The organism is Flammeovirga yaeyamensis (assembly GCF_018736045.1).
GTDB classification, from domain to species: Bacteria; Bacteroidota; Bacteroidia; order Cytophagales; family Flammeovirgaceae; genus Flammeovirga; species Flammeovirga yaeyamensis.
The window spans coordinates 2,031,364-2,052,593 of the sequence record NZ_CP076132.1 but is presented as its reverse complement, the minus strand read 5'-3'; the positions used below and the strand labels follow the sequence as shown (position 1 = coordinate 2,052,593).

Genomic DNA, 21,230 nt, shown 5'->3' with positions numbered 1-21,230 from the left:
ATGCAATTCGAAAATCAAGAACTTAAAGCATACATAGATCAACTTGTTGAAGAAAAAGTGAATGAAAAAACTGAAAACTTTCAACAAGAATTACAAAAATTACAATCTTCTTTACAAAACTTAAATGGGGTTCAGCAAAAAGACAAAATCACCATGTTGGTGACTAGTTTTGAGCTTGATCAAGTAATGCCTGCTTTTATCATTGCCAATGGTGCAGCAAGTTTTGGTATGGAAGTCACCATTTTCTTTACGCTTTGGGGAATTAATGCATTAAAAGAAAAGAGCATTTACAAAGGAAAGAACATCAAAGAGAAGATGATCACCATGATGCTGCCTAGTCATCCAAAATCAACCACTATCTCAAGATTAAATATGATGGGTATTGGTACTGGAATGATGAAAACAATGATGAAGGAAAACAATATTGAAACCCTTCCAGATCTTATTGACCTATCCATTGAAATGGGATCCAAGTTAATAGCTTGTCAGATGACAATGGGTATGATGGGTATTACTACCGATGAAATTAGAGATGGTGTCGAGTATGGAGGCGTAGCCCTTTATATAGAAGAGGCATCAGAATCTAGTGTGACATTAACTTTCTAATATGGAATTTACTCTCATGGAGAAAAGTGAAGATTTAATTAAGAGAGTTCAAGAATTAGAGTCAGAATTACAAGATAAAGAAGATCAAATAAGAAAACTTAAGGAAAGTGAAATGGCTCTTGCTGACGCGAATGTGCGTATAGCTGAACTATTTATGGACCTCGAAGACGCTCAAGAACAAATAATTGATCAGAAAAATGAGATTCAACAACAAAATGAAGAGTTGAACGAACATTTAGAAGAACTATCTCTTATAAATGAGCAGTTGAATATTGCTCAGACTTTAAATGAAAATCTTCATAGGCAACAAATACAAGCAGATATAATAAAAAGAGCTCATAATAGAATATTAAGTAGTATTCATTATGCTCAGAATATTCAGAAAAGTATTTTACCATCCTCATCAAAAATTAAAAATATCTTCCCAAAATATTTTAAACACTTTATTCCCAAAGATCTTGTGGGTGGTGATTTTTATTGGGTCACTCAAATTGGAAATAAAGATATTTTAATTGTTGGTGATTGTACAGGACACGGTGTCCCTGGAGCATTTATGACCTTAATTGGTATTTCATTAATAGAGAGGATTGTAAATGTATTAAAGGTAACTGACCCATCAGAAGTATTAAAAGAGCTCAACAAGTTAATTAATCAGTTATTAGTTCAGAAAAACATTGATTGCAACAGAGACAGTATTGACATGTCTATTTTTGTTTTAGATAAAACTACTAATAAAGTAATTATTAGTAGTGCAAAGAGAAATTTTATACGTGTTGGGAAAGATAGATTTGCTGAACAGATAAAAGGATGTAGATTTACTGTAGGAGATTTTTCAGAAACTGAGAAAGTTTTTGTTAATCAGGAATTCGATGTAAACAAGGGAGATCGATATTACTTCTATTCTGATGGTCTTACAGATCAGTTTGGAGGACCTAAAAACAAGAAGATTGGAAATAAAAATTTCAAAAACCTTATTGAGTCCATTCAAAACGAACAACTTTTTTCACAGCAAATTAGTATCGAGAACTATTATACAGAATGGATGAAAGATGAAGTACAAATCGATGACATGGTTTTATTTGGCATTGAACTATAATTCACATTTGTCTCCATTTTCTGATAAAAACAAAAAGCCTTATATTTTAAAAATATAAGGCTTTTTGATGTATATGTGATACTACTACTCTCCTACTTTTACAAGTACTCGACCACTAATACCACCTTTGATGATCAAATTAATCTTTTCTAATAATCCTTCTAAATTCACTTCCTCTGTAATATCAGAAGTTTCAGGTAACCATTCAGAAGCGATGTTATTCCAAACTTTTACTCTTTCTTCATATGGGAAGTTTTGAGAATCAATACCTACTAAACTTACCCCTCTTAAGATAAAAGGAAATACGTTAAGTGGTAAGTCGAATGAAGCTGCATTACCACAACAAGTAACTACACCTAGAGGTAAAGTCGCTTTAATTGCAGTAGCTAAATAGTCGCCACCAACAGTATCTACAGCACCCGCATAAAGTGGTTTCAATAAAGGTCTTTGATTACCTTCCAAAAACTCATCTCTACCTACAACTTTACTTGCTCCTAGTTTTTTTAGATAATCTTCAGATTTACCAGATACTGCTACTACAGAGTAACCCATTTTACTTAGCATTGCTACAGCAAAAGAACCTACTCCACCTGATGCACCTGTTACAACAATATCACCAGCATCTGCTTTAACTTGCTGAGTCAATTTGTAGATACTCATTGCAGCGGTTAAACCTGCAGTTCCCACTTCCATAGAAGATTTTAAAGATAAACCTTTAGGCATTGGCACTACCCAATTTGATGGAACTTGAATATATTCAGAAAAGCCTCCCCAAGTATTCATACCTAGATCGTAACTTGTCACAATCACTTCATCGCCTTCTTTAAATTGAGGATCTTTTGAAGATACAACTACACCTGAAGCATCAATTCCTGGTGTGTGAGGGTAGTTTTTAGTTACACCCGGCTTACCCAAAGCAGACAAAGCATCTTTATAGTTTAAAGATGAATAAGCTACTTTCACTAAAACATCTCCTTCGGGAAGATCTTGGATATTTTTTGATTGGATGGATTGTTGGAATTCTTTTTCACCAACTTTTTCGGTTACAAAGGCCTTAAAGGTTGTCATTTTTAAATCAGTATATATAATTAGCAATAAACATCACTCGTTTAGTGATTTCACCAAATGTAATATGATATACGGATCATTAAAATGATAGGTGACTATAATCTATGATTAATGCTTAATGATTATGAATGAGTCCTATTTTTTGGGAAAATACAATTTAGGATACTCAAAATATAGTTCCTTTCCCTCTTTTAAATCATTCCAACTAGTTGCTTCTTCAAATTCTATAGCGATACAACCACTTGTTGGTACATTAGCAATCATCTCTTCTAAAAAATAGTTTCTAACATCAGTAATTCCAGGATTGTGGATGACTAACATAATACACTCTAATGCATCATCAAATTGTTTGATTTCATCTAAAACCTCAGTATCAAAAGCATGATAAAGATGTTTATTATATTCAATAGACACATCAAAAACGGACGCCATTTTCTCAGCAGTAATTTTTGTTCTTAATGCAGGAGAACTTATGATGAGATCAGGCACAATATTTTGCTTCATGACAGTTTCAGAGATCTTTTCTAAATCTCTTATTCCTCTATCATTTAATGGTCGATCAAAATCGGTTTGACTTGGATTATTCCAACTCGATTTTGCATGACGCATAAGTATTAACTTTTTCAAAGTCGAATTAAATTTATTTTGAGTAAAATTAATAAGGGAATTTGTTAATTTAAAAATGATGAAACCTTATATTTGATAAATTGTAACAATTTTTAGGTATATTAATAAATGATTAAAGTATTCCTATTGATTACAATCTGTTATATCTGACCTGTTTTAAATGAACGCATCATTTTTTAGAAGTTATTTAAATTATAGTACGCTTACTTGTATTCTTATCTTTATTACCGTTCAGTCTCAAGCACAGATCAATGCCCCTAAATATGTCAACGAATATTTAGCCATTGGTGTGGGTGCAAGAGGTCTAGCAATGGGTAATGCACAGACAGAAACAGTAAATGATGCTACCGCGGGTTATTGGAACCCTGCCGGATTGATAAATCTTGAAGATCGCTATTCTGTTTCTCTAATGCATGCAGAATATTTTGCGGGTATTGCAAAGTATGATTTTGCTGGTTTTGCCACTAAAATTGATAATCAATCTGCTTTAGGAATTTCTTTTATTCGTTTTGGTGTAGATGATATTCCAGACACTAGATATCTTTTTGATCCAGACGGTTCTATCAATTGGGACAATGTGCAAAGTTTTTCATCTGCCGATTATGCCTTTTTATTCTCTTATGCTCGACAGTTCCCTAAACTTCCTAACCTTCAATTTGGAGCAAATGCTAAGGTGATTTACCGACATGCAGGTCAGTTTGCAAATGCTTGGGGCTTTGGTTTAGACATGGGATTACAATGGAAAAAAGGACGTTGGCAAGTAGGTGTGACTGCAAAAGATATTACAGGTACATACAATGTTTGGGCGTATAATCCTGCTACTTTCTACGATATCTTTAAACAAACAGGAAACACAATTCCAGAAAATTCTGTCGAAGTAGCTACTCCTAGACTAATTGTAGGTGGTGCTAGAAATTTTGCCATTTGGAAAGACAGCCAACATGAAGATGCTGAAGAACTGATTGGTGCATTAGTTTCTTTTGGTGCTGATATTACCTTTGACGGAAAAAGAAACACAGTTGTAAAAACAGACTTAATAAGTATTGATCCAAGAATGGGTGTTGAATTTCACTACAAGAAAATGGTTTTCCTTAGAGGTGGTATTTCTCAATTTCAGTACATCAAAGAGTTTAATGGAAATGAAAAATTAGAGTTCCTACCTAGTTTCGGTGCCGGTTTTGCATTCAAAGGCTTTGTACTTGATTATGCATTGACAAACATTGGAGATATTTCATCCGTTTCTCTCTACTCTCATGTTTTCAGTCTGAAAGTAGACTTTGGTAGAACATTAAAAAGATCAACTAACGCACCTAAAACCGAAAAATATTACTAAGTATTACTTCAATTCGCTACTTATCAGATTATTAATTGGAATTTTTACATTTATTTACTATCCTTGATATATTCTGTAGGATTGACTTTTTTACTAATACTTTAATGAACTCAAACAATAGATCTTTACTTTTTCAGCTCTTTTGTTCACTTTTCCTTTTCGTATTTCTATTTGATGTTAAAGCACAAAAAGAAAGTTCAAATTCTTATGCCTTAGAACTAATTCATCAACCTGAAATCGAAGATCCAAAAAACACATTGTATGAGTGTAATTTGATTCTGAAAAATGATAAATCAAATTATGAGGCTTATTTTAATAGGGCACTTGCTAAAACAAGTTTGGGAGCCTTTAAAAGTGCACAATTAGATTTCAGCAAAGCATTGAACTTGAATCACCCAAGAAAGGTGGATATATATTACAGAAGAGGCATTTCTTATTTTTTAGAAAATGATTATTTAAATGCCATTTCTGATTTTGATAGTGCTATTCAAATTGAACCGAATCATGTGAAAGCATTATGGAAAAAAGCCCAAGCTTATTTTCATTTAGATTCGAGAGTGTTGATGATGGAGACTTTAGATCAACTGTCTATCGTTCAACCAGACAACCCTATCACATGGCATGACATGGGTACGCTTTATTACAAAAACAAAAACTTTGATAAAGCAAAGGATTGTTTTACTAAAGCATTAATCATCGACCCTAAAATGTCTGTTTCATACAATCATAGAGGGATAGTGTATAACAAACTACATGATGCCGCCAAGGCTTTTGATGATTTCAATAGAGCTATTTTCTACGATAGTTGCTTTGTAGAAGCTTACAATAATAGAGGATTAATTTATTTAGAATTTGAAGATTACTTTGAGGCTGAAAACGATTTTTTAATGGCCATTAAAAAAGACAATCATCTAAACAAAGAGGCCTTAAATAATCTAGCCATCACAAAATACCTCACTGGAAGAATAAAAGAAGGACTAGACGATATCAATGAAGTACTTAATCATTATCCTTTCTTTGCTACAGCATATATTACTAGAGGAAATATAAAAGAACGGTTACATGACGATGCCGGTGCATGTTCTGATTGGCACAAAGCGGCTGAACTAGGAATTCTTTCGGGCTTAACCTATGCCCAAGAAACTTGTCATTAGAAACATATGAAAAAATACCTACTTATACTATTCATACTACTATCTATCAATGCCTTTTCTCAAGAAGACAATGCTACCAACGTGTCTCTAGAAGAGGATGACATGAGCTTTGTTTGGCAATTAGTGGGTCTAGGAGATAGCTTATTTTACAATTTTGAACAACCTGATGAAGCCCTTAAATACTATTTGGGTGCTTACGATTTTTTATCAAATAACTATGATTTGAATAAAAAAATAGGTGATTGCTACTTAGAATCAGTAACTGAAGAAAAAACATTAAGCTTACCCTATCTAAAAAAAGTAATCAACAACTTCCCTGATTCCTTGGATAGTGATGACTATTATAATTTGGGTAGGGCCTTTCATTTCGACGAAGAATTTGATAGTGCCATTGTATACTATGAGATGAGTTACGTTAGTGCTGATTCCAGCTTTTTAACTACAATTGAAAAAAGGGTTACAGAATGTATTAATGGACTAAAATTCGTAAAAAATCCAAAGAAACATATCATTATCAAAAACTTAGGCCCCTCTGTTAATTCAAAATATGCTGACTTTTGTCCATTGGTAGATGCAGTAGAAAACAAACTATATTTTACTAGTAGACGCCATGAATTCAGATTAGATAATCCAGATATTAGAGATCACCTATCAGAAAATATTTACTTCAGTCAAAGGAAAGATTTTGTGAATTGGAATGAACCTACTCCACTTCCTTACCCTGTAAATAACGACGATCATTCGGCAACAGTCTCTATCAATCTGGATGGTTCAGAAATGATCCTTTACAGGAATGGTGACCTTCTGGTATCAAATACTACTTTCGAAGGGTGGACAAAACCTAAAAAGCTTCCTAAAAACATCAATAGTATTTTTGTGGAAACATCAGCTTGTATCAATACCACAATGGATACATTGTATTTTGTGAGTAACAATGAATATTTGTCGTTAGGTGGTTTAGATATTTTCATGTCCGTGAAAAATGATAACGGAAGATGGGGGAAGCCTATTAATTTAGGACCAGAGATCAATACAAAATATGATGAAGAAGGTGTTGCATTATCAATGGATGGCAATACTTTATACTTCGCTTCTAGAGGTCATGATACCATGGGAGGGTACGATATATTTAAATCCACAAAAGATTTTCAAGGAAATTGGTCTAAGGCGGAAAACTTAGGAACACCTATAAACACTCCTTATGATGATGTGTATTTTATGATCCGCACCAACGGAAGACACGCTTACTATTCGTCTGCAAGAAAAGGTGGATACGGAGAAAAAGATATCTACCGTATCTCTATATTAGATGATGAAAAACCGTTATCTATTGCTAGAAGAGACATTTCTTATTTATATCTGGATAAAGATTCTGTAGAATTAAATAGAGATAAAACCGATCATGACCCTTTAATGGAAATCAAAAAAAACACGCTCGACGCGACTACTGATCTATTAAAAACACTTCTACTTCATGCTAACACAACTGCTAAAGATTCTGTAAATCACGTAGAATAATAACAACTATCGTCAATAAATCTAACTGAAAAGTAGTTCGTATTGTCTAAGTTGTTATTTTTGCATCTCAAATTTTGAAAAAATGATTTATATAAACAGAAGAGAGTTTTTTAACGCAGCTCATAAATTATATAATCCGAAATGGACAAAAGAGCAAAACGAAGAGTTTTTTGGTCCTTGTGCAAATGAAAATTGGCATGGTCACAATTTCGAGATGGTCATTACTGTAAAAGGTAATCCTGATCCCGATACTGGATATGTAATGAATATGAAAGACTTAGGTCGCATTACTCAAGAACATATTATCAGTAAGGTAGATCATAAAAACCTGAATATGGATGTAGATTTCCTTGAAGGTAAAATGACAAGTTGCGAAACATTAGCGATGGAATTCTGGAAAATTCTTGCTCCAAAAGTTAAAGAATTTGCTCCAAATGCTGAGCTGCATTGTATCGAACTCCACGAAACAAGAAAAAACTTCGTTCAATATTACGGAGAATAATCTCTGTAGTGATGAACCACTTGCAAATAAATAAGGATGCTTTTAATAAGTATCCTTTTTTTTATGCCCTCTCCTGTTTAGATTTGTTCATTATCGTATTCTTAACATTGTAGCAGATGAAATATTATTTGATTGCAGGTGAAAAATCTGGTGATTTACATGCCTCCAACTTAATGAAAGAAATTTTGAACAACGACCCTGAAGCAGAATTCCGTTTTTGGGGAGGTGAAGAAATGCAGAAAGTCGGCGGCACACTCATTCATCATTATTCTGAAATCTCTTTCATGGGCTTCTTGGAAGTTGCCAAAAACCTTTTGACAATCAGACGCTACATGAACGAATGTAAAAAGGATATTTTATGTTGGAAACCTGATGTGGTTATTCTTGTCGATTTCTCCGGTTTCAACCTAAAGATTGCCAAGTATGTAAAACCAAGAGGTACCAAAGTATTCTATTACATTTCTCCTAAAGTATGGGCTTGGAATCAAAGCAGAGCCAAGAGAATTCGAACTGCAGTCGATAGAATGTTTGTGATAATGCATTTCGAAAAAGCATTCTATAAGAAATACGATTATGATGTAGATTATGTAGGCAATCCACTTTTTGATGCCATCAAACAGTTTGATCCGTCTCCTACCTTCTTGGAGGAAAATCAACTCGATCCTAATAAGAAAATTATTGCCGTTCTACCAGGAAGTAGGTATCAAGAGGTGCAAATGATCTTGCAAACAATGTTGACGATCATCCCGAAATACAACAAAGAGGAATTTCAGTTTGTAGTTGCAGGGGTAGATCATTTACCATCAGAACTCTATCAAGAGGTAAAAGATTTGGGTGTGAAGTTGGTATTTAATCAAACCTACGATCTATTAAGCAATGCTACTTCTGCCGTGGTCACTTCTGGTACAGCTACATTAGAAACAGCATTATTCGAGGTACCACAAGTGGTATGTTACAGAACAAGTCCGGTAACATATAACATCATTAAAGCCCTAATTAAGGTTAGATTTATTTCTTTAGTGAACCTTATTGCAGATAAAGAAGTAGTACGAGAATTAATTCAAAACGATTTTACTACAGAAAATTTAGCTCAAGAATTAGAATATACTTTAACGACTAAACGAGATAAAATTCTTCAAGATTATAAAGAGATGAAAGCCAAAATTGATACGGAAGGCACTTCCAAAAAGGCAGCATCCTTAATGTATAAATACCTTAAGGAAGGTATTCCAGAACAAAAGTTCTAATCAAAAAGGCCCAAGGTTAACTTGGGCCTTTTTTATTTTCTATACACTTTTTCAGATCCATATAAGGTTTTGATGATGTACCAACCTTTTGGAATAGATGCAAGTGACATAACTTTATGTCGATGTTCTTGCCGAAGCATCACCTTATTAGTGAAGTTTTGTCCCATCAGATTAAAAATCTTCACAGGCTGATTTGATGTATCTTCAATAAATATAAGGTCATGCGAAATGGTTGGATATATTTTCAAGGCTTGAAGACTATCTGATAACACCAAAAAAGTTTGGTAATAAGTAAACTGACCATCGAAATCAACTTGTTTCAACCTATAATAGATGTAGCCACTATTTGATATTAATTCATGATCAAAGTATTCGTATTTCACTAATGAATTCGAGTTACCCTGACCTTTCAATTCACCTATTAATTCCCAATTACGTTTATCAAAAGATCGTTCAATTTGGAAATAATCATTATTGATTTCAGTCGCTGTCTTCCAGTAGAGGTACACTCCATTATCCTTCAATTCAACATCAAATGATATCAATTCGACTGGTAAATCTTGGTTGACTCTATCTATATGAATTGGATAAGGACGGGCAGCTGAACTATATTTTGATATAGTACCAATTTCCCAATAATCAGTAAAATCAAACCCAACAAATGACGACTCATTAACAAAATCATTTTCCGTTAAGGGATTGATTCCTCCATTATCTGTCAATGTTAAACTTAATAAGTCAGTATCATCATAATAGGCCAAAGTGATATTACTCCCCACATTATTGAAAGAAGAAATACCACCAACGCTGCCCGTTAGATTACCAACGTTTAGAATGTTCAATACCGAATACACTTCAGAAATGGTAGAAGAGCTGTAGTTACCACCAACAATTCCACCAATAATTTCTGCATTATTTTGAAGATCAATAGTGATAATAGCATTGGCTTTTGTAATCGAACTAGAACTATTACTGTCACCCGCAATTCCCCCAATACTTTTTTTAGATTTGATAGTTCCAACAACCATCACATTTTGTATAGTTCCCGTATCGTTTTTTCCTGTTATTCCTCCAGCATATCTTCCTGATGTAATAATATTTACATCAGTCACAACAACATCAGTGATACTAGAGTTTATATTCTGGCCAATAACTCCTCCTGCATGAGTTGCAGATTGTACCGTTAAAGCGTCAATATCAACATTAGTTAGTGAGGTATTATTTTCAGCCTTTCCAATAACTCCACCAGCCCTAGAATAATTTGTTGTTACAGTTACATTGGTTAATACAATTTTTGATAGACTTCTATTGTTATCTGTATTTGAATTATAGCCGATAACACCTCCAATATTTTCAAAAGTAGCAGTAGTATTGTGCTCTATTTTTACATCTTCCACCAAAATCTCTGATAATGTAGATTTGTTATTCTGCCCAACCAAACCACCGGTATTATTCTCTCCGATGACCTTAGAGTTTACCCCACTCAGTGTTATTTTCTTTAATTCTTGGGCATTATCAACTTTACCAACAATAGCCCCAACATTGTCTTTACCAGTAATCGAAAAGTTATCTAAATGTACCTTTTTTATCACTGTATTGAATTTATTGATGTAGCCAAACAGTCCCACATTATCTTCTAATGGTCGATTGATATATAAGTTCGAAATTTTATAACCTTGATCTGAGGCTCCATCAAAATTCCCCCTAAATGAGTTCCCCTCTTCTCCGATTGGTTTAAAACCTTCTCCTCCATCATTAGAAGCTGATGCATCTATATTGTTTGTGACTAAATAAGATTTATTCCATTCAGTATCATTTTGAGAAAGCCATAATAAATTATCGTAGGTTGCAATAAGATAAGGATCAGCACTACTACCTGTCCCGCTTGGTTGTGTTTGACTATAAGTAGCGATCGCATTAATGAGAAAAAAATAAATTAATAGTTGTAGTTGTAATTTCATTTCACCTTTCATTTTATTTCAAATCAAAGGTGTTGAAAATACATTTATTAGATGTGGGTCATTTATTAAAAGATGAGGGATAAATATTTAAGATGTATATATAATAGGGTAAAATCTTCAATATAACTCATAAGTAATGCTTGCTAAAAGAGAATAGCTTTTTAATTTCCCTGGGATCCAAGGTAATTTGTTGGCATAATTATCTATCCAACTTTGGGCCCCAACACTAAATCTTGAAGAAATTTTTACAGAAACACCTGCAGAATAAGTCGGTGATAAAATACCAATCGATAATGAAGGTCTAACTTTGTAAGTGCTTGGAAATTTATAACCTATTTGGAACGGAACATCAATATATTGAACCGATTCATTTTCCATATTCTTTGATTGGGAATAGAAAACACCCGTTGAGAAAAAGATTTTCTCATTCGTTCTAGGCAACCAAAAGTTAATTAACGTACCACCTACAAATGAGTTTTTGTTCAATAAATTATTATCATTGAAGTTAATAACTCCTGCGACCGCTTGAAATTCAAATTTTATTCGTGGAGCCTTTTCTTCGTATTTTTTATGAGATGTCCCAATCTCATTATTATACAACTCAATCACCTCAATAAGGTTATCGTGTTTAGGTTTAATTATCTCCGCAATATTTTGATGTACATCATAAGCATCCATCATGCTTAAACGTAATATACCTTTATGTTTCGTCGACTTGTATAAAACCCTCTTACCATCAATTTCTCTTATTTCTTGTTTGTAAGGTAATTCAACCAAAGGCACATCCTTCTTTTCTAGAAAAAAACGAGAGATATCTCTCGGATCTTTAAAGTAGAAAAGATTAATTTCACTCTCGATCAGAAATTCTAAAAATTTCGGTTTACCCTCCACACTTTTAGACACAAAGTATCGACCATTTTTAAATCTAAAAGCCGAAATATCTTTGGGATAAAATAAGGTGACCTCTCCTTTTTTACTTTTGAATTTACATTGTTGAGCCATCAGTACATCGCCTCTATAATCAATCTTACCATAAACGGTATCCTGATTCAAGGTAATGATGTATCCTGGTCGAAAGTCATTTTGGGCAAGACAATTGACAGATAAAACAATAAAGAGTAATAGTAGATAACGCATAACAGTGAAATAGTTTGTTATTAAGTTACCTAATTAATAAATCTGATTATCAATTGTTTATATTTCGACGATTATTTTAAGAAAATCGGTGATTTTACTTCAAATTCCTTCTTTCCAACTCCCTTCTATCTACAATTTTATATTTTGATGGAATCTTGAAGGGCATTTTCACAGCTCCTTCTTCCACTTCTATTTTAGATAAATTGATATTGACAGAGACTTGTGTAGCAAAATCAGATTTTTGGGTACCGTTACCAATAAAGACATCTGTTTGGAAAGGAGCTATTTGAGCACTTCCCTCTTCGATGGTTTTAAAATCTTTATAGTCAACCACAGCTATTTTACCTTCTTTCTTCAACTTTACCACAATCTCCTCTAACACTTGAGTAGAACGATTTACATAAGCACTCGACTCATATAGTTTTGTTTTTTGTGTTAGAGAGAACATCTCCTCTTCTACTTTTACTTTAGAATCGTCGATAAATGTTTGAGGAAGATCTCCTGTAAAAATAGATTGTAATAAATCGTAATCGATCTTTGTGCCTAATAATAGCTCCACATCATCATAGCTTAAAACATAAGCTTCTTTACCCATTTTATCTAAAGCGAAAACACTGTCTTGGGTAGCCAATACTCTTAAACCTTCGATTTTAGCCACACGCATCGACATCCACATTTGTTTGTCTTTTTGGATTCTTGTATCGATCGCTAACTTTTGATCTTTAGCAGCAGATTTAAATACTAACTTACCTTTCGTAGATAAGTATTCGTAATCTAAATTCTTCACATTCAATTCAGAAGATTTTCCGTTGACGGTAATGCCTGTCGATTTTTTAGCACAAGAAACACCAAATACTAAAAGTAGCACCGATGCGATAAATAAATTCGTAATTTTCACTTTTGTGAGGATCATGTGAGTTTAAAAAGGGCGTATCATATCATTAACCCATGAATTAATTCATGGGTTAATGATATGATACAGAAAAGGCAATTGAGTAGTCACCCAATTGCCTTTCAAATATAATCAAAAACTTGTTACAGTTTTGCGATAGCTTCTTCTAATGCTTTGATTTTATCTTCAGCATCTTGTTGCTTCTGACGTTCTTTAGCCACAACTGCTTCAGGAGCATTTGCTACGAATCTTTCATTAGAAAGTTTCTTTTGAACAGAAGCGATAAAGCCTTTCGTGTATTCAAGCTCTTTCGTTAACTTCTCTTTCTCAGCTTCAACATCAATTTGATCTGCTAAGTCGATGAAACATTTATCAGATTTGTAAACAAACTGAGTGGCTCCTTCTACTTCAGCATCCACCATTGATAAAGATTCCAAGTTCGCCAACTTCGTGATGATACCACCGAAACGATCGTAAACAGTAGAATCAGAAGCTAACACTGACATTGGAAGAGGTACTTTAGGACCAATTTGGTTCTTGTTACGAACGTTTCTCACTTGTGAGATAATTTCGAAAGCAGCAGTCGCTTGATCCAACAATGTTTTGTCGAATGACTCTACAGTTGGGTAATCTGCTACTACTAAAGCATCCTCAGTAGCTCTTTCACGTACTGCATGCCAGATTTCTTCTGTTAAGAATGGCATGAATGGATGTAAAAGTCTAACAATCTTCTCGAAGAAATTGATAGTCGCTTCTAAAGTAGCCTTATCAATTGGAGAACCGTATTCTGGTTTCACCATTTCTAAGTACCACGAACAGAAGTCGTCCCATACCAATTTGTACACTGACATTAATGAGTCAGACAATCTATATTTCTCGTAGTTCGCTTCTACATCTTCCAATACTTGATTGAAACGTGCTTCGAACCATTCGATGGCAATTTTATTTGATTCAGGTTGTGCTTCTTCACTTACCTCAAGACCTTTAACTAAACGTAAAGCGTTCCAGATTTTGTTAGCGAAGTTACGACCTTGCTCACATAGTTTTTCGTCGAAAAGTAAGTCGTTACCTGCTGCTGCAGACAATAACAAACCAACACGAACACCGTCAGCACCATATACTTTCATTAAGTCCAAAGGATCAGGTGAGTTACCCAATGACTTCGACATTTTACGGCCTTGGTTATCACGAACCAAACCTGTTAAGTATACATTTTTGAATGGCAATTCGCCTTTCCACTCGTATCCGGCGATAATCATACGTGCTACCCAGAAGAATAAGATATCTGGACCAGTAACTAGATCATCTGTTGGATAGTAGTAGTTGATCTCTTCGTTTTCTGGCTTCGTGATACCATCAAATACTGAGATAGGCCACAACCATGAAGAGAACCAAGTATCCAATACATCCTCGTCTTGAGAAAGTTGGTCGATAGTGATATCCGCATCAATTTTCTGAGCTTCAACTAATGCCTCTTCTGCAGTTTCTGCCACTACAAACTCACCGTTTGGAAGGTAGAAAGCAGGAATTCTTTGTCCCCACCATAACTGACGTGAAATACACCAGTCTTTTACATTTTCCATCCAGTGACGGTACGTATTCTTGAACTTCGCAGGATGCAACTGAATGTTATCATTCATTACATTCTCCAATGCAGGCTTAGAAATTTCTTTCATCGATACGAACCATTGCGTTGAAATTCTTGGCTCGATCACTGCACCAGTTCTTTCAGAAGTACCTACTTTATTTTGAAGCTCTTCTACTTTTACTAAGTTTCCAGAAGCTTCTAGGTCTTTAACGATTTCTTTACGAACAACGAAACGATCTTTACCTGCGTATTGCGCACCTGCTTTAGCGTTAATCGATCCGTCTTCTTCGATAATATCAATTACTTCCAAGTTATGTTTTAAACCTAACTCGTAGTCATTGATATCGTGAGCAGGAGTAACTTTTAAACAACCTGTACCGAATTCAATATCCACATAATCATCACCAAAAACAGGGATTTCTCTGTTTGTTGTTGGTACGATTACTTTTTGTCCAATCAAATGCTTGAAGCGATCATCGTTAGGATTCACACAAACACCTGCATCTGCAGGAATTGTTTCAGGACGAGTTGTGGCAATAGTTACAAACTCACCTTCTTTTCCTACGATTGGATATTGTACATAATATAATTTAGAGTTTACCTCTTTGTGGATTACTTCCTCATCTGATAAAGCTGTTTTCCCTGCCGGATCCCAGTTCACCATTCTTGCACCACGGTACACCCATCCTTTTTTATAAAGGTCTACGAATACCTTGATAACTGCTTTAGAAAGTTCGTCTTCCATAGTGAAACGCGTACGGTCCCAATCACAAGAAGCACCCAATTTCTGCAATTGGTTCAAGATGATTCCACCGTATTTTTCTTTCCACTCGAAAGCGTATTTCATAAATTCATCACGAGTAATATCAGATTTACTGATACCATGCTCGTCTTTCAACATCTTTACTACTTTTGCTTCTGTAGCAATCGATGCGTGGTCAGTACCAGGTACCCAACAAGCTTCATATCCTCTCATTCTTGCACGACGGACCAAGACATCTTGAATTGTGTTATTCAACATGTGACCCATATGCAACACCCCTGTCACGTTTGGTGGCGGGATGACGACGGTGAATGGCTTCTTATCAGGATTAGGCTCAGAATGAAAAAATTTGTTCTCTAACCAGAACTGATACCATTTGTCCTCTACGTCATGAGGATTGTACTTAGTCGCAAGCTCCATTGCTTTGATTTAAAATATTTCAGAAACAAAAAATAATAAAGTCCAATTTCACCACTTGATAAAATTGGGAAAGCAAATTTAAATAAAAAGAAGAATACTTAATGATGAATTAAGAATTAATAATGAAGATTTTATTTTTAGAGGAGATTTTTTTGGAATTTGTGATATGGGGATTGGAAAATGTGGGTTGTTTTATTTGAAGATGGGTTATATTACGATTTCCATTACTATTTTGACACTTATAAAAAGAAAAGAACTGAACGGTAATTTGAACAGTTATAGAAAAATTAATCCGAACACCATTTTTGATTTTTTTTCAGCTGATGTACTTTCTGTTTTATATACAGTGCTAAGTTGTTTTTGATGATGAAAAACTTTAAAATAAATCCTAATTTTAAGTGTTTTCTCACAACTTACTTTTATCTAAAATATAGTTATACGTTGTATCAGAATATAAAATATCAAACATTTGGTTCTCTCTTACGACTATTATAAAGGGTGATGTTTTTTCCTTTCTTATAAAATCACCAACATGTAAACTATCATAACATTCCGATGTAATACCTGAATAATCTATCCAAATGTCTTCCCCATCATTAAAGACTATTTTTCTAAAAAAACTTCTATTAGGTATTATTTCCTTTTTAGTAATTAAACCCTCAAAAGATTCGTTCATTTGTTTGAGATATAATTGTTCCTGATAATTTAGCGACTCTTCTTTATCAAAATACAATTGATATAATATAAATAAACAAATAATTGCGCTAAATATATTTTTAATCTTCATAGATTTTTGTTTTTCCAAATTTACAGATCATATTATAATTTCAGTTTTAGTTTGGCGATGGTGGAATATAATATAAACCCATAAGATTATTTGAAGTATACAAACGATAATGAAAACGTTTTGTAAATCTTATTCTAGTATTACCATCAATAAAAACAGGTTTATTCTTAACATCTAAATAATTAGCTATTCCTGCCAATGGCTCTGTTCCTTTTTCATCTATATTACTTCCAAAATCGAAATAATAACTTTTACCTTTTTTCAACAATTCAAATTCTGATTCTTTAATTACAACTTTTTTGGAGATGATTTTAAAAAGTGAGTCATTTCTCATAGCATGTATTATATAATAATCTCCTTTAGTTTTAACCTTAATCACCTTATATTTTGCATGTGGTTTATTCATACTGTATGTCAATAAAGTAACCATACTAAGCAGAAGCGTTAAAATAATTATTTTAATAAATTTCATTTCTAAAATTTGAGTATTTCTTACTTATTTCTGCTATAACAGCACCCTCTGCCGTTCACAATGAATAGACATTAAACTCAGAGATTACATCATAAATACCTTTTTTTACATATTAAATCAACACCAACCTTGGATAAACTATCAAGATTGGAGTTGATTCTTTATATCAATATGGATTTGTTTTGTGGAAGCCTATTAGCTTATAAAACTCTTCACATTCTCCAAAGTAATACTCAACAGTTTTCTTCTCGCTTCTAAACTCGCCCAAGCGATGTGAGGAGAATAAAGAATTTTACTCTGATCTTTCACATTTTTAAAAGGGCTATCGTGTACCATAGGTTCTACAGTAAATACATCCACACACGTCCCTGCTATCTGATTTTCATTTAAGGCATCTACCAATGCACTTTCGTCTACAATTCCTCCACGACCAGTATTTAGTAAAATACTAGAAGATTTCATCATTTTTAATTCTTCAACAGAAATGATGTTTTTAGTGGCCTCATTTAATGGAGAATGTATTGAGATAATATCAGATGTTTTGAACAAGGTGTCTTTATCTACCAAAGTAAAACGCTCGTCTCTCGCCACACCGGAAGTAGAATAATAAATCACTTTTGCACCAAAAGCAGTGGCAATCTCAGCTACTCGCTTTCCGATGTTTCCGAGTCCTATTATCCCAAACGTTTTGCCATTGATTTCCTGAAAACCCTTTCCAATCCATGTAAATGAAGGATGATTACTGTATGAATTATCTTTCACAAACTCGTCGTACTCATGTATATTATTCATCAATGACAATAGCATGGCAAAAGTTTGTTGTGCCACACTTTCTGATGAATAATTCACTGCATTTTTCACTGGAATATTCAAGGCTTTTGCCGCCTCTAAATCCACGTTATTGGTTCCTGTAGCTGTAATTGCTATACCTTTAAGTTGAGGACAAACTTTCATCATTTCTTCTGTAATCACCACTTTGTTTGTTACAATTACATCCGCATCTTTGATACGTGATAATGTCTCTTCTTTTGGTGTTAAAGCATAATGGATCACCTCTCCTAGCTGATCAAATTGTTGAAGTTCTGTTTGTACGTCGTTCCCTAAAGATTCCGCATCTAAAAATACGATTTTCATAATTTCTTTTTATGTATTGACTGATGTCACAAATTAATAAATAATATCTCCATAGCACTATAACATCAAGTGATTTTTGTAACAACTTTCCAGAATATTAAATACCTTTGATCTATCCATTGGACATCAAAAAGTTGAAAATTTGGAAGAAAATAAAAAAGTGATTGTAACAGAAGAGTTTACTGTTTCAAAAAGCTTACTTTGGGAGGTAATCACCCAACATTCACATCAAATAAATTGGTTCTTTTCTAATATTCCATCCTTTGAATTAGAGGTGGGGTATCAAGTACTTTTTGATGTCGAAACCCCAAATCGGGTATTCCCACATTTTTGGAAAGTGCTAGCTATTCAGCCACAAAAAAGCTTTACTTTATTAAGGGAATATCAAGGTTTTGATGGAAGTTCGGAAGTTTGTTTTTCTATTGAATCCCTCAGCGAAAACTCATCAAGATTAACGTTAACACATACCGTTACTGACCCTTTTAGTCAAGATATTGAAGAATTTAGATACGAAAGCTGTTTGGGTGGATGGAATTACTTTATTAAAAAAAATCTAAAACAATACATCGACCGATTGGTCATCAAATAATATGCAAATTACTACTTGGAATAGATTGGATGATGCTTGGAAAGAAATTATTCTATTCAGCATTAAAGTACAAGAGGAACATATTGAAAGCGAGAAGGTGCATCAATTGGTAAAAGAAGAAAACAACCTTGGTAGAGTCTATCAATCACTATTTGATGAAGCTTTAGAGGTGGTAAAATGGCCTGACTTTACTTTTTTCAATCGCCTCATTCCTTTGGATAGAATTTATGCTTCTTATCAAAAAATAGATTCTTTAGACCCGCTTATGTTCTTTCCTTTGGTGAAAGAGGTTTATGCTGACCATACCGATGTTGCCGATCTAGATTCTTTGATGCTGTGTTCTGCTTTAGAAACTTTAATTATTGATGATTCTTATGTGGATGATTTACAGCCCATCATGAATCATTCGATAAAAATATTAAGCATTAAGAACTTGGTGGTTGAACAATCTCAGATAGAAACAGTTCTATTAAGACAACCTAATTGCTCGATTAATCAGTAAGTGATATGGACAAAAAAGTGATCTTGTTCGATGGTATTTGCAACTTATGCGATAAAAGTGTTCAGTTTATAATTCGACACGAAAAATCGGATACTTTTCAGTTTGCGTCCTTACAATCTGATGAAGGAAAGTCATTATTAAATAAATACAACCTTAACCCTGATTATATCGATAGCATTGTTTTAGTTACTGATCAAAAAGCCTATACGAAATCTCGTGCTGCTCTTGAAATTGCAAAAGATCTTAAATCACCTTTTCATTTATTTCGGTTTGGTACAATATTTCCTATAAAGGTAACCGACCTTATTTATGATCTTATTGCAAAATACAGGTACAGATTGTTTGGAAAGAAAGAAGATACTTGTGAATTAATCCATCAACAGAAAAAATTTAGAGGAACTTCCTAGACATCCACACAATATGAAACGATATCAGTCGTAATATATAATAGACACTAACATTTTATAGAATGATCACTTTTGATTTAAAAAAGAATTTATTTTTACTGCTCTTTCTATCCTTTTCTGCGAGTACTTTCGCACAAGAAAAGTTGAATATGGAATGGTGGAATGGTCTTGATAAATATTGGAAAGGGATTTTCACTTCCCAAATAATGTGGGATCAAGATGAAATGACCTCAGCAGGACTGCTAAAAATTGAAGAATTGACTTCAATCAACGCATCGGGTTATGATGACTTCGGTGATGAGAGAATTGTAAGTAACCTAAAGCCAATAGAGAATTTAGTAAAACTAGAAAACGTTGATATTTCTTATACTAGAGTTAAAGATCTAACTCCTCTTCAAAATCTAAAAAATCTTCAAAGCTTGAACTTGGCATTTAGTAATGTAAAAGATTTAAGTCCTTTGAGCGGTTCTACAACTTTAAAAGCCATTTATTTATCGGGAACTAAGATTGCTTCTTTAAAAGCGATCAGCGGATTACCGTTAGAAAACATCGACCTATTCCAGAATAAAATGTTTAAAGAGTGGGAATCTCTTTCTGCTTTCAAAACATTAAAGATGCTTTCTATCGATGAGACTAAAGTAGAAGATCTTTCATTCCTTAGTAAATTACCTACCATCGAGGAATTAAAGGTGTCTTATACCAACGTTTCTGATTTAAGTGCGATCTCTAGTTTGAAAAGCTTGAAGTTGCTTCAAATCCAAAAAACGAAAGTGATGGATTTATCTCCATTGAAGAAGTTGAAGAAATTGGAACACTTAAACATCAGTAACACAGAGATCACAGACATCTCTAGTCTAAAGAAATTAAAGAGTTTACATACTTTCTATTTCTCAGACAGTAAAGTGGAAGACATTAGTGCTTTAGCAAAATCTAAGTCGATGAACGAGTTGACGTTCTCTAACACTCCAGTGAAAGATTTATCGCCTATCTCTACACTTCCAAAATTGAGTATCCTTATTATCACTGGCTCTCAAGTAGCTACTTTAGATCCACTGGATAACTCTCCAAGTTTATCAATTATCTACTTCAGAGACGCTCAAGTTTCTGATGAAGATGTAGCGAAGTTCAAAGAAAAGCATCCAAATATCGAAACAGATTACTTTTAATCTGATTTGATAAAATAGATCAAAAGCCATCTCAATGAAAAATTGGGATGGCTTTTGATCTATTCGAAGAAATATACAAGCACTTTTCTGTCTTTCAATTCATTGATTTAAATCGCATTACAAAGAATGTAAAAAATCGAAGAATTAGTATCACTTTAAAAATTTCTCGAATATTTAATCATTAACAAATTATTTATGCCTTCTTATTTGGGTAAATAGATAAATAAGACTTTTTTTGCACTTGGATAAACATTTAACTTT

General features: G+C 33.6%; 20 protein-coding genes. 11 read left to right on the top strand and 9 right to left on the bottom strand.

The annotated features are described in order from the left end of the window. Window positions 1–606 (top strand): DsrE/DsrF/DrsH-like family protein, encoded by a 606-nt coding sequence (locus tag KMW28_RS08035; RefSeq protein WP_169664662.1) that lies wholly within the window; start codon window positions 1–3, stop codon window positions 604–606. Window position 607: 1 nt separating this feature from the next. After that, complete coding sequence (locus tag KMW28_RS08030) at window positions 608–1,702, top strand: PP2C family protein-serine/threonine phosphatase (RefSeq protein WP_169664663.1); 1,095 nt, start codon at window positions 608–610, stop codon at window positions 1,700–1,702. An 84-nt stretch (window positions 1,703–1,786) separates the two neighbouring features. On the opposite strand, the gene KMW28_RS08025 is transcribed toward KMW28_RS08030, so the two are convergent. Together KMW28_RS08025 and KMW28_RS08020 are read right to left on the bottom strand one after the other, a co-directional pair. Next, a complete protein-coding gene (locus KMW28_RS08025) occupies window positions 1,787–2,770 on the bottom strand; it encodes a YhdH/YhfP family quinone oxidoreductase (RefSeq protein ID WP_169664664.1) in 984 nt (327 codons plus the stop codon). 135 nt (window positions 2,771–2,905) lie between these two features. After that, entirely contained in the window at window positions 2,906–3,397 is a 492-nt protein-coding gene (locus KMW28_RS08020) for a SixA phosphatase family protein (RefSeq protein ID WP_169664665.1), read from the bottom strand. 160 nt (window positions 3,398–3,557) lie between these two features. Here KMW28_RS08020 and KMW28_RS08015 point away from each other — a divergent pair, with 160 nt between their 5' ends. The 5 genes from KMW28_RS08015 (at window position 3,558) to lpxB (ending at window position 9,151) form a co-directional block, all read left to right on the top strand. After that, window positions 3,558–4,730 (top strand): putative type IX sorting system protein PorV2, encoded by a 1,173-nt coding sequence (locus KMW28_RS08015; protein ID WP_169664666.1) that lies wholly within the window; start codon window positions 3,558–3,560, stop codon window positions 4,728–4,730. Between the two features lie 104 nt (window positions 4,731–4,834). Then, window positions 4,835–5,884, top strand: a complete 1,050-nt coding sequence (locus KMW28_RS08010) for a tetratricopeptide repeat protein (RefSeq protein ID WP_169664667.1) — start codon at window positions 4,835–4,837, stop codon at window positions 5,882–5,884. 6 nt (window positions 5,885–5,890) lie between these two features. After that, window positions 5,891–7,402 carry a PD40 domain-containing protein gene (locus KMW28_RS08005; RefSeq protein WP_169664668.1) on the top strand — a complete coding sequence of 504 codons (1,512 nt, stop codon included), beginning with the start codon at window positions 5,891–5,893 and terminating at the stop codon, window positions 7,400–7,402. Between the two features lie 82 nt (window positions 7,403–7,484). Then, window positions 7,485–7,904 (top strand): 6-pyruvoyl trahydropterin synthase family protein, encoded by a 420-nt coding sequence (locus tag KMW28_RS08000; RefSeq protein ID WP_169664669.1) that lies wholly within the window; start codon window positions 7,485–7,487, stop codon window positions 7,902–7,904. A 116-nt stretch (window positions 7,905–8,020) separates the two neighbouring features. Beyond that, window positions 8,021–9,151 carry a lipid-A-disaccharide synthase gene (lpxB, locus tag KMW28_RS07995; RefSeq protein WP_169664670.1) on the top strand — a complete coding sequence of 377 codons (1,131 nt, stop codon included), beginning with the start codon at window positions 8,021–8,023 and terminating at the stop codon, window positions 9,149–9,151. A gap of 32 nt (window positions 9,152–9,183) precedes the next feature. Here the strand turns inward: lpxB and KMW28_RS07990 are convergent, their stop codons facing one another. The 7 genes from KMW28_RS07990 to KMW28_RS07960 form a co-directional block, all read right to left on the bottom strand. Next, the gene (locus tag KMW28_RS07990) at window positions 9,184–11,112 is read right to left on the bottom strand and encodes an autotransporter outer membrane beta-barrel domain-containing protein (RefSeq protein WP_169664671.1); all 1,929 of its coding nucleotides are present in this window, start codon (window positions 11,110–11,112) and stop codon (window positions 9,184–9,186) included. Window positions 11,113–11,229: 117 nt separating this feature from the next. Beyond that, complete coding sequence (locus KMW28_RS07985) at window positions 11,230–12,249, bottom strand: hypothetical protein (RefSeq protein WP_169664672.1); 1,020 nt, start codon at window positions 12,247–12,249, stop codon at window positions 11,230–11,232. 94 nt (window positions 12,250–12,343) lie between these two features. Continuing rightward, complete coding sequence (locus KMW28_RS07980) at window positions 12,344–13,147, bottom strand: DUF4292 domain-containing protein (RefSeq protein WP_169664673.1); 804 nt, start codon at window positions 13,145–13,147, stop codon at window positions 12,344–12,346. 137 nt (window positions 13,148–13,284) lie between these two features. After that, window positions 13,285–15,912, bottom strand: a complete 2,628-nt coding sequence (locus KMW28_RS07975; protein ID WP_169664674.1) for a valine--tRNA ligase — start codon at window positions 15,910–15,912, stop codon at window positions 13,285–13,287. Between the two features lie 406 nt (window positions 15,913–16,318). After that, entirely contained in the window at window positions 16,319–16,699 is a 381-nt protein-coding gene (locus KMW28_RS07970; protein ID WP_169664675.1) for a hypothetical protein, read from the bottom strand. A gap of 46 nt (window positions 16,700–16,745) precedes the next feature. Further along, window positions 16,746–17,171 (bottom strand): hypothetical protein, encoded by a 426-nt coding sequence (locus KMW28_RS07965; RefSeq protein WP_169664676.1) that lies wholly within the window; start codon window positions 17,169–17,171, stop codon window positions 16,746–16,748. A 195-nt stretch (window positions 17,172–17,366) separates the two neighbouring features. Beyond that, window positions 17,367–18,305: a D-2-hydroxyacid dehydrogenase gene (locus tag KMW28_RS07960; RefSeq protein WP_169664677.1), complete on the bottom strand. Its 939-nt coding sequence runs from the start codon at window positions 18,303–18,305 to the stop codon at window positions 17,367–17,369. A gap of 142 nt (window positions 18,306–18,447) precedes the next feature. Between KMW28_RS07960 and KMW28_RS07955 the strand changes: the two genes are divergently transcribed. The 4 genes from KMW28_RS07955 (at window position 18,448) to KMW28_RS07940 (ending at window position 20,969) form a co-directional block, all read left to right on the top strand. Beyond that, on the top strand, window positions 18,448–18,894 hold the full coding sequence (locus KMW28_RS07955; RefSeq protein WP_169664678.1) for an SRPBCC family protein: 447 nt from the start codon (window positions 18,448–18,450) through the stop codon (window positions 18,892–18,894). A 1-nt stretch (window position 18,895) separates the two neighbouring features. Beyond that, complete coding sequence (locus KMW28_RS07950; protein ID WP_169664679.1) at window positions 18,896–19,396, top strand: hypothetical protein; 501 nt, start codon at window positions 18,896–18,898, stop codon at window positions 19,394–19,396. Between the two features lie 5 nt (window positions 19,397–19,401). Continuing rightward, window positions 19,402–19,803 (top strand): thiol-disulfide oxidoreductase DCC family protein, encoded by a 402-nt coding sequence (locus KMW28_RS07945; protein WP_169664680.1) that lies wholly within the window; start codon window positions 19,402–19,404, stop codon window positions 19,801–19,803. A gap of 62 nt (window positions 19,804–19,865) precedes the next feature. Beyond that, complete coding sequence (locus tag KMW28_RS07940) at window positions 19,866–20,969, top strand: leucine-rich repeat domain-containing protein (protein WP_169664681.1); 1,104 nt, start codon at window positions 19,866–19,868, stop codon at window positions 20,967–20,969. Window positions 20,970–21,230 lie beyond the last annotated feature (261 nt).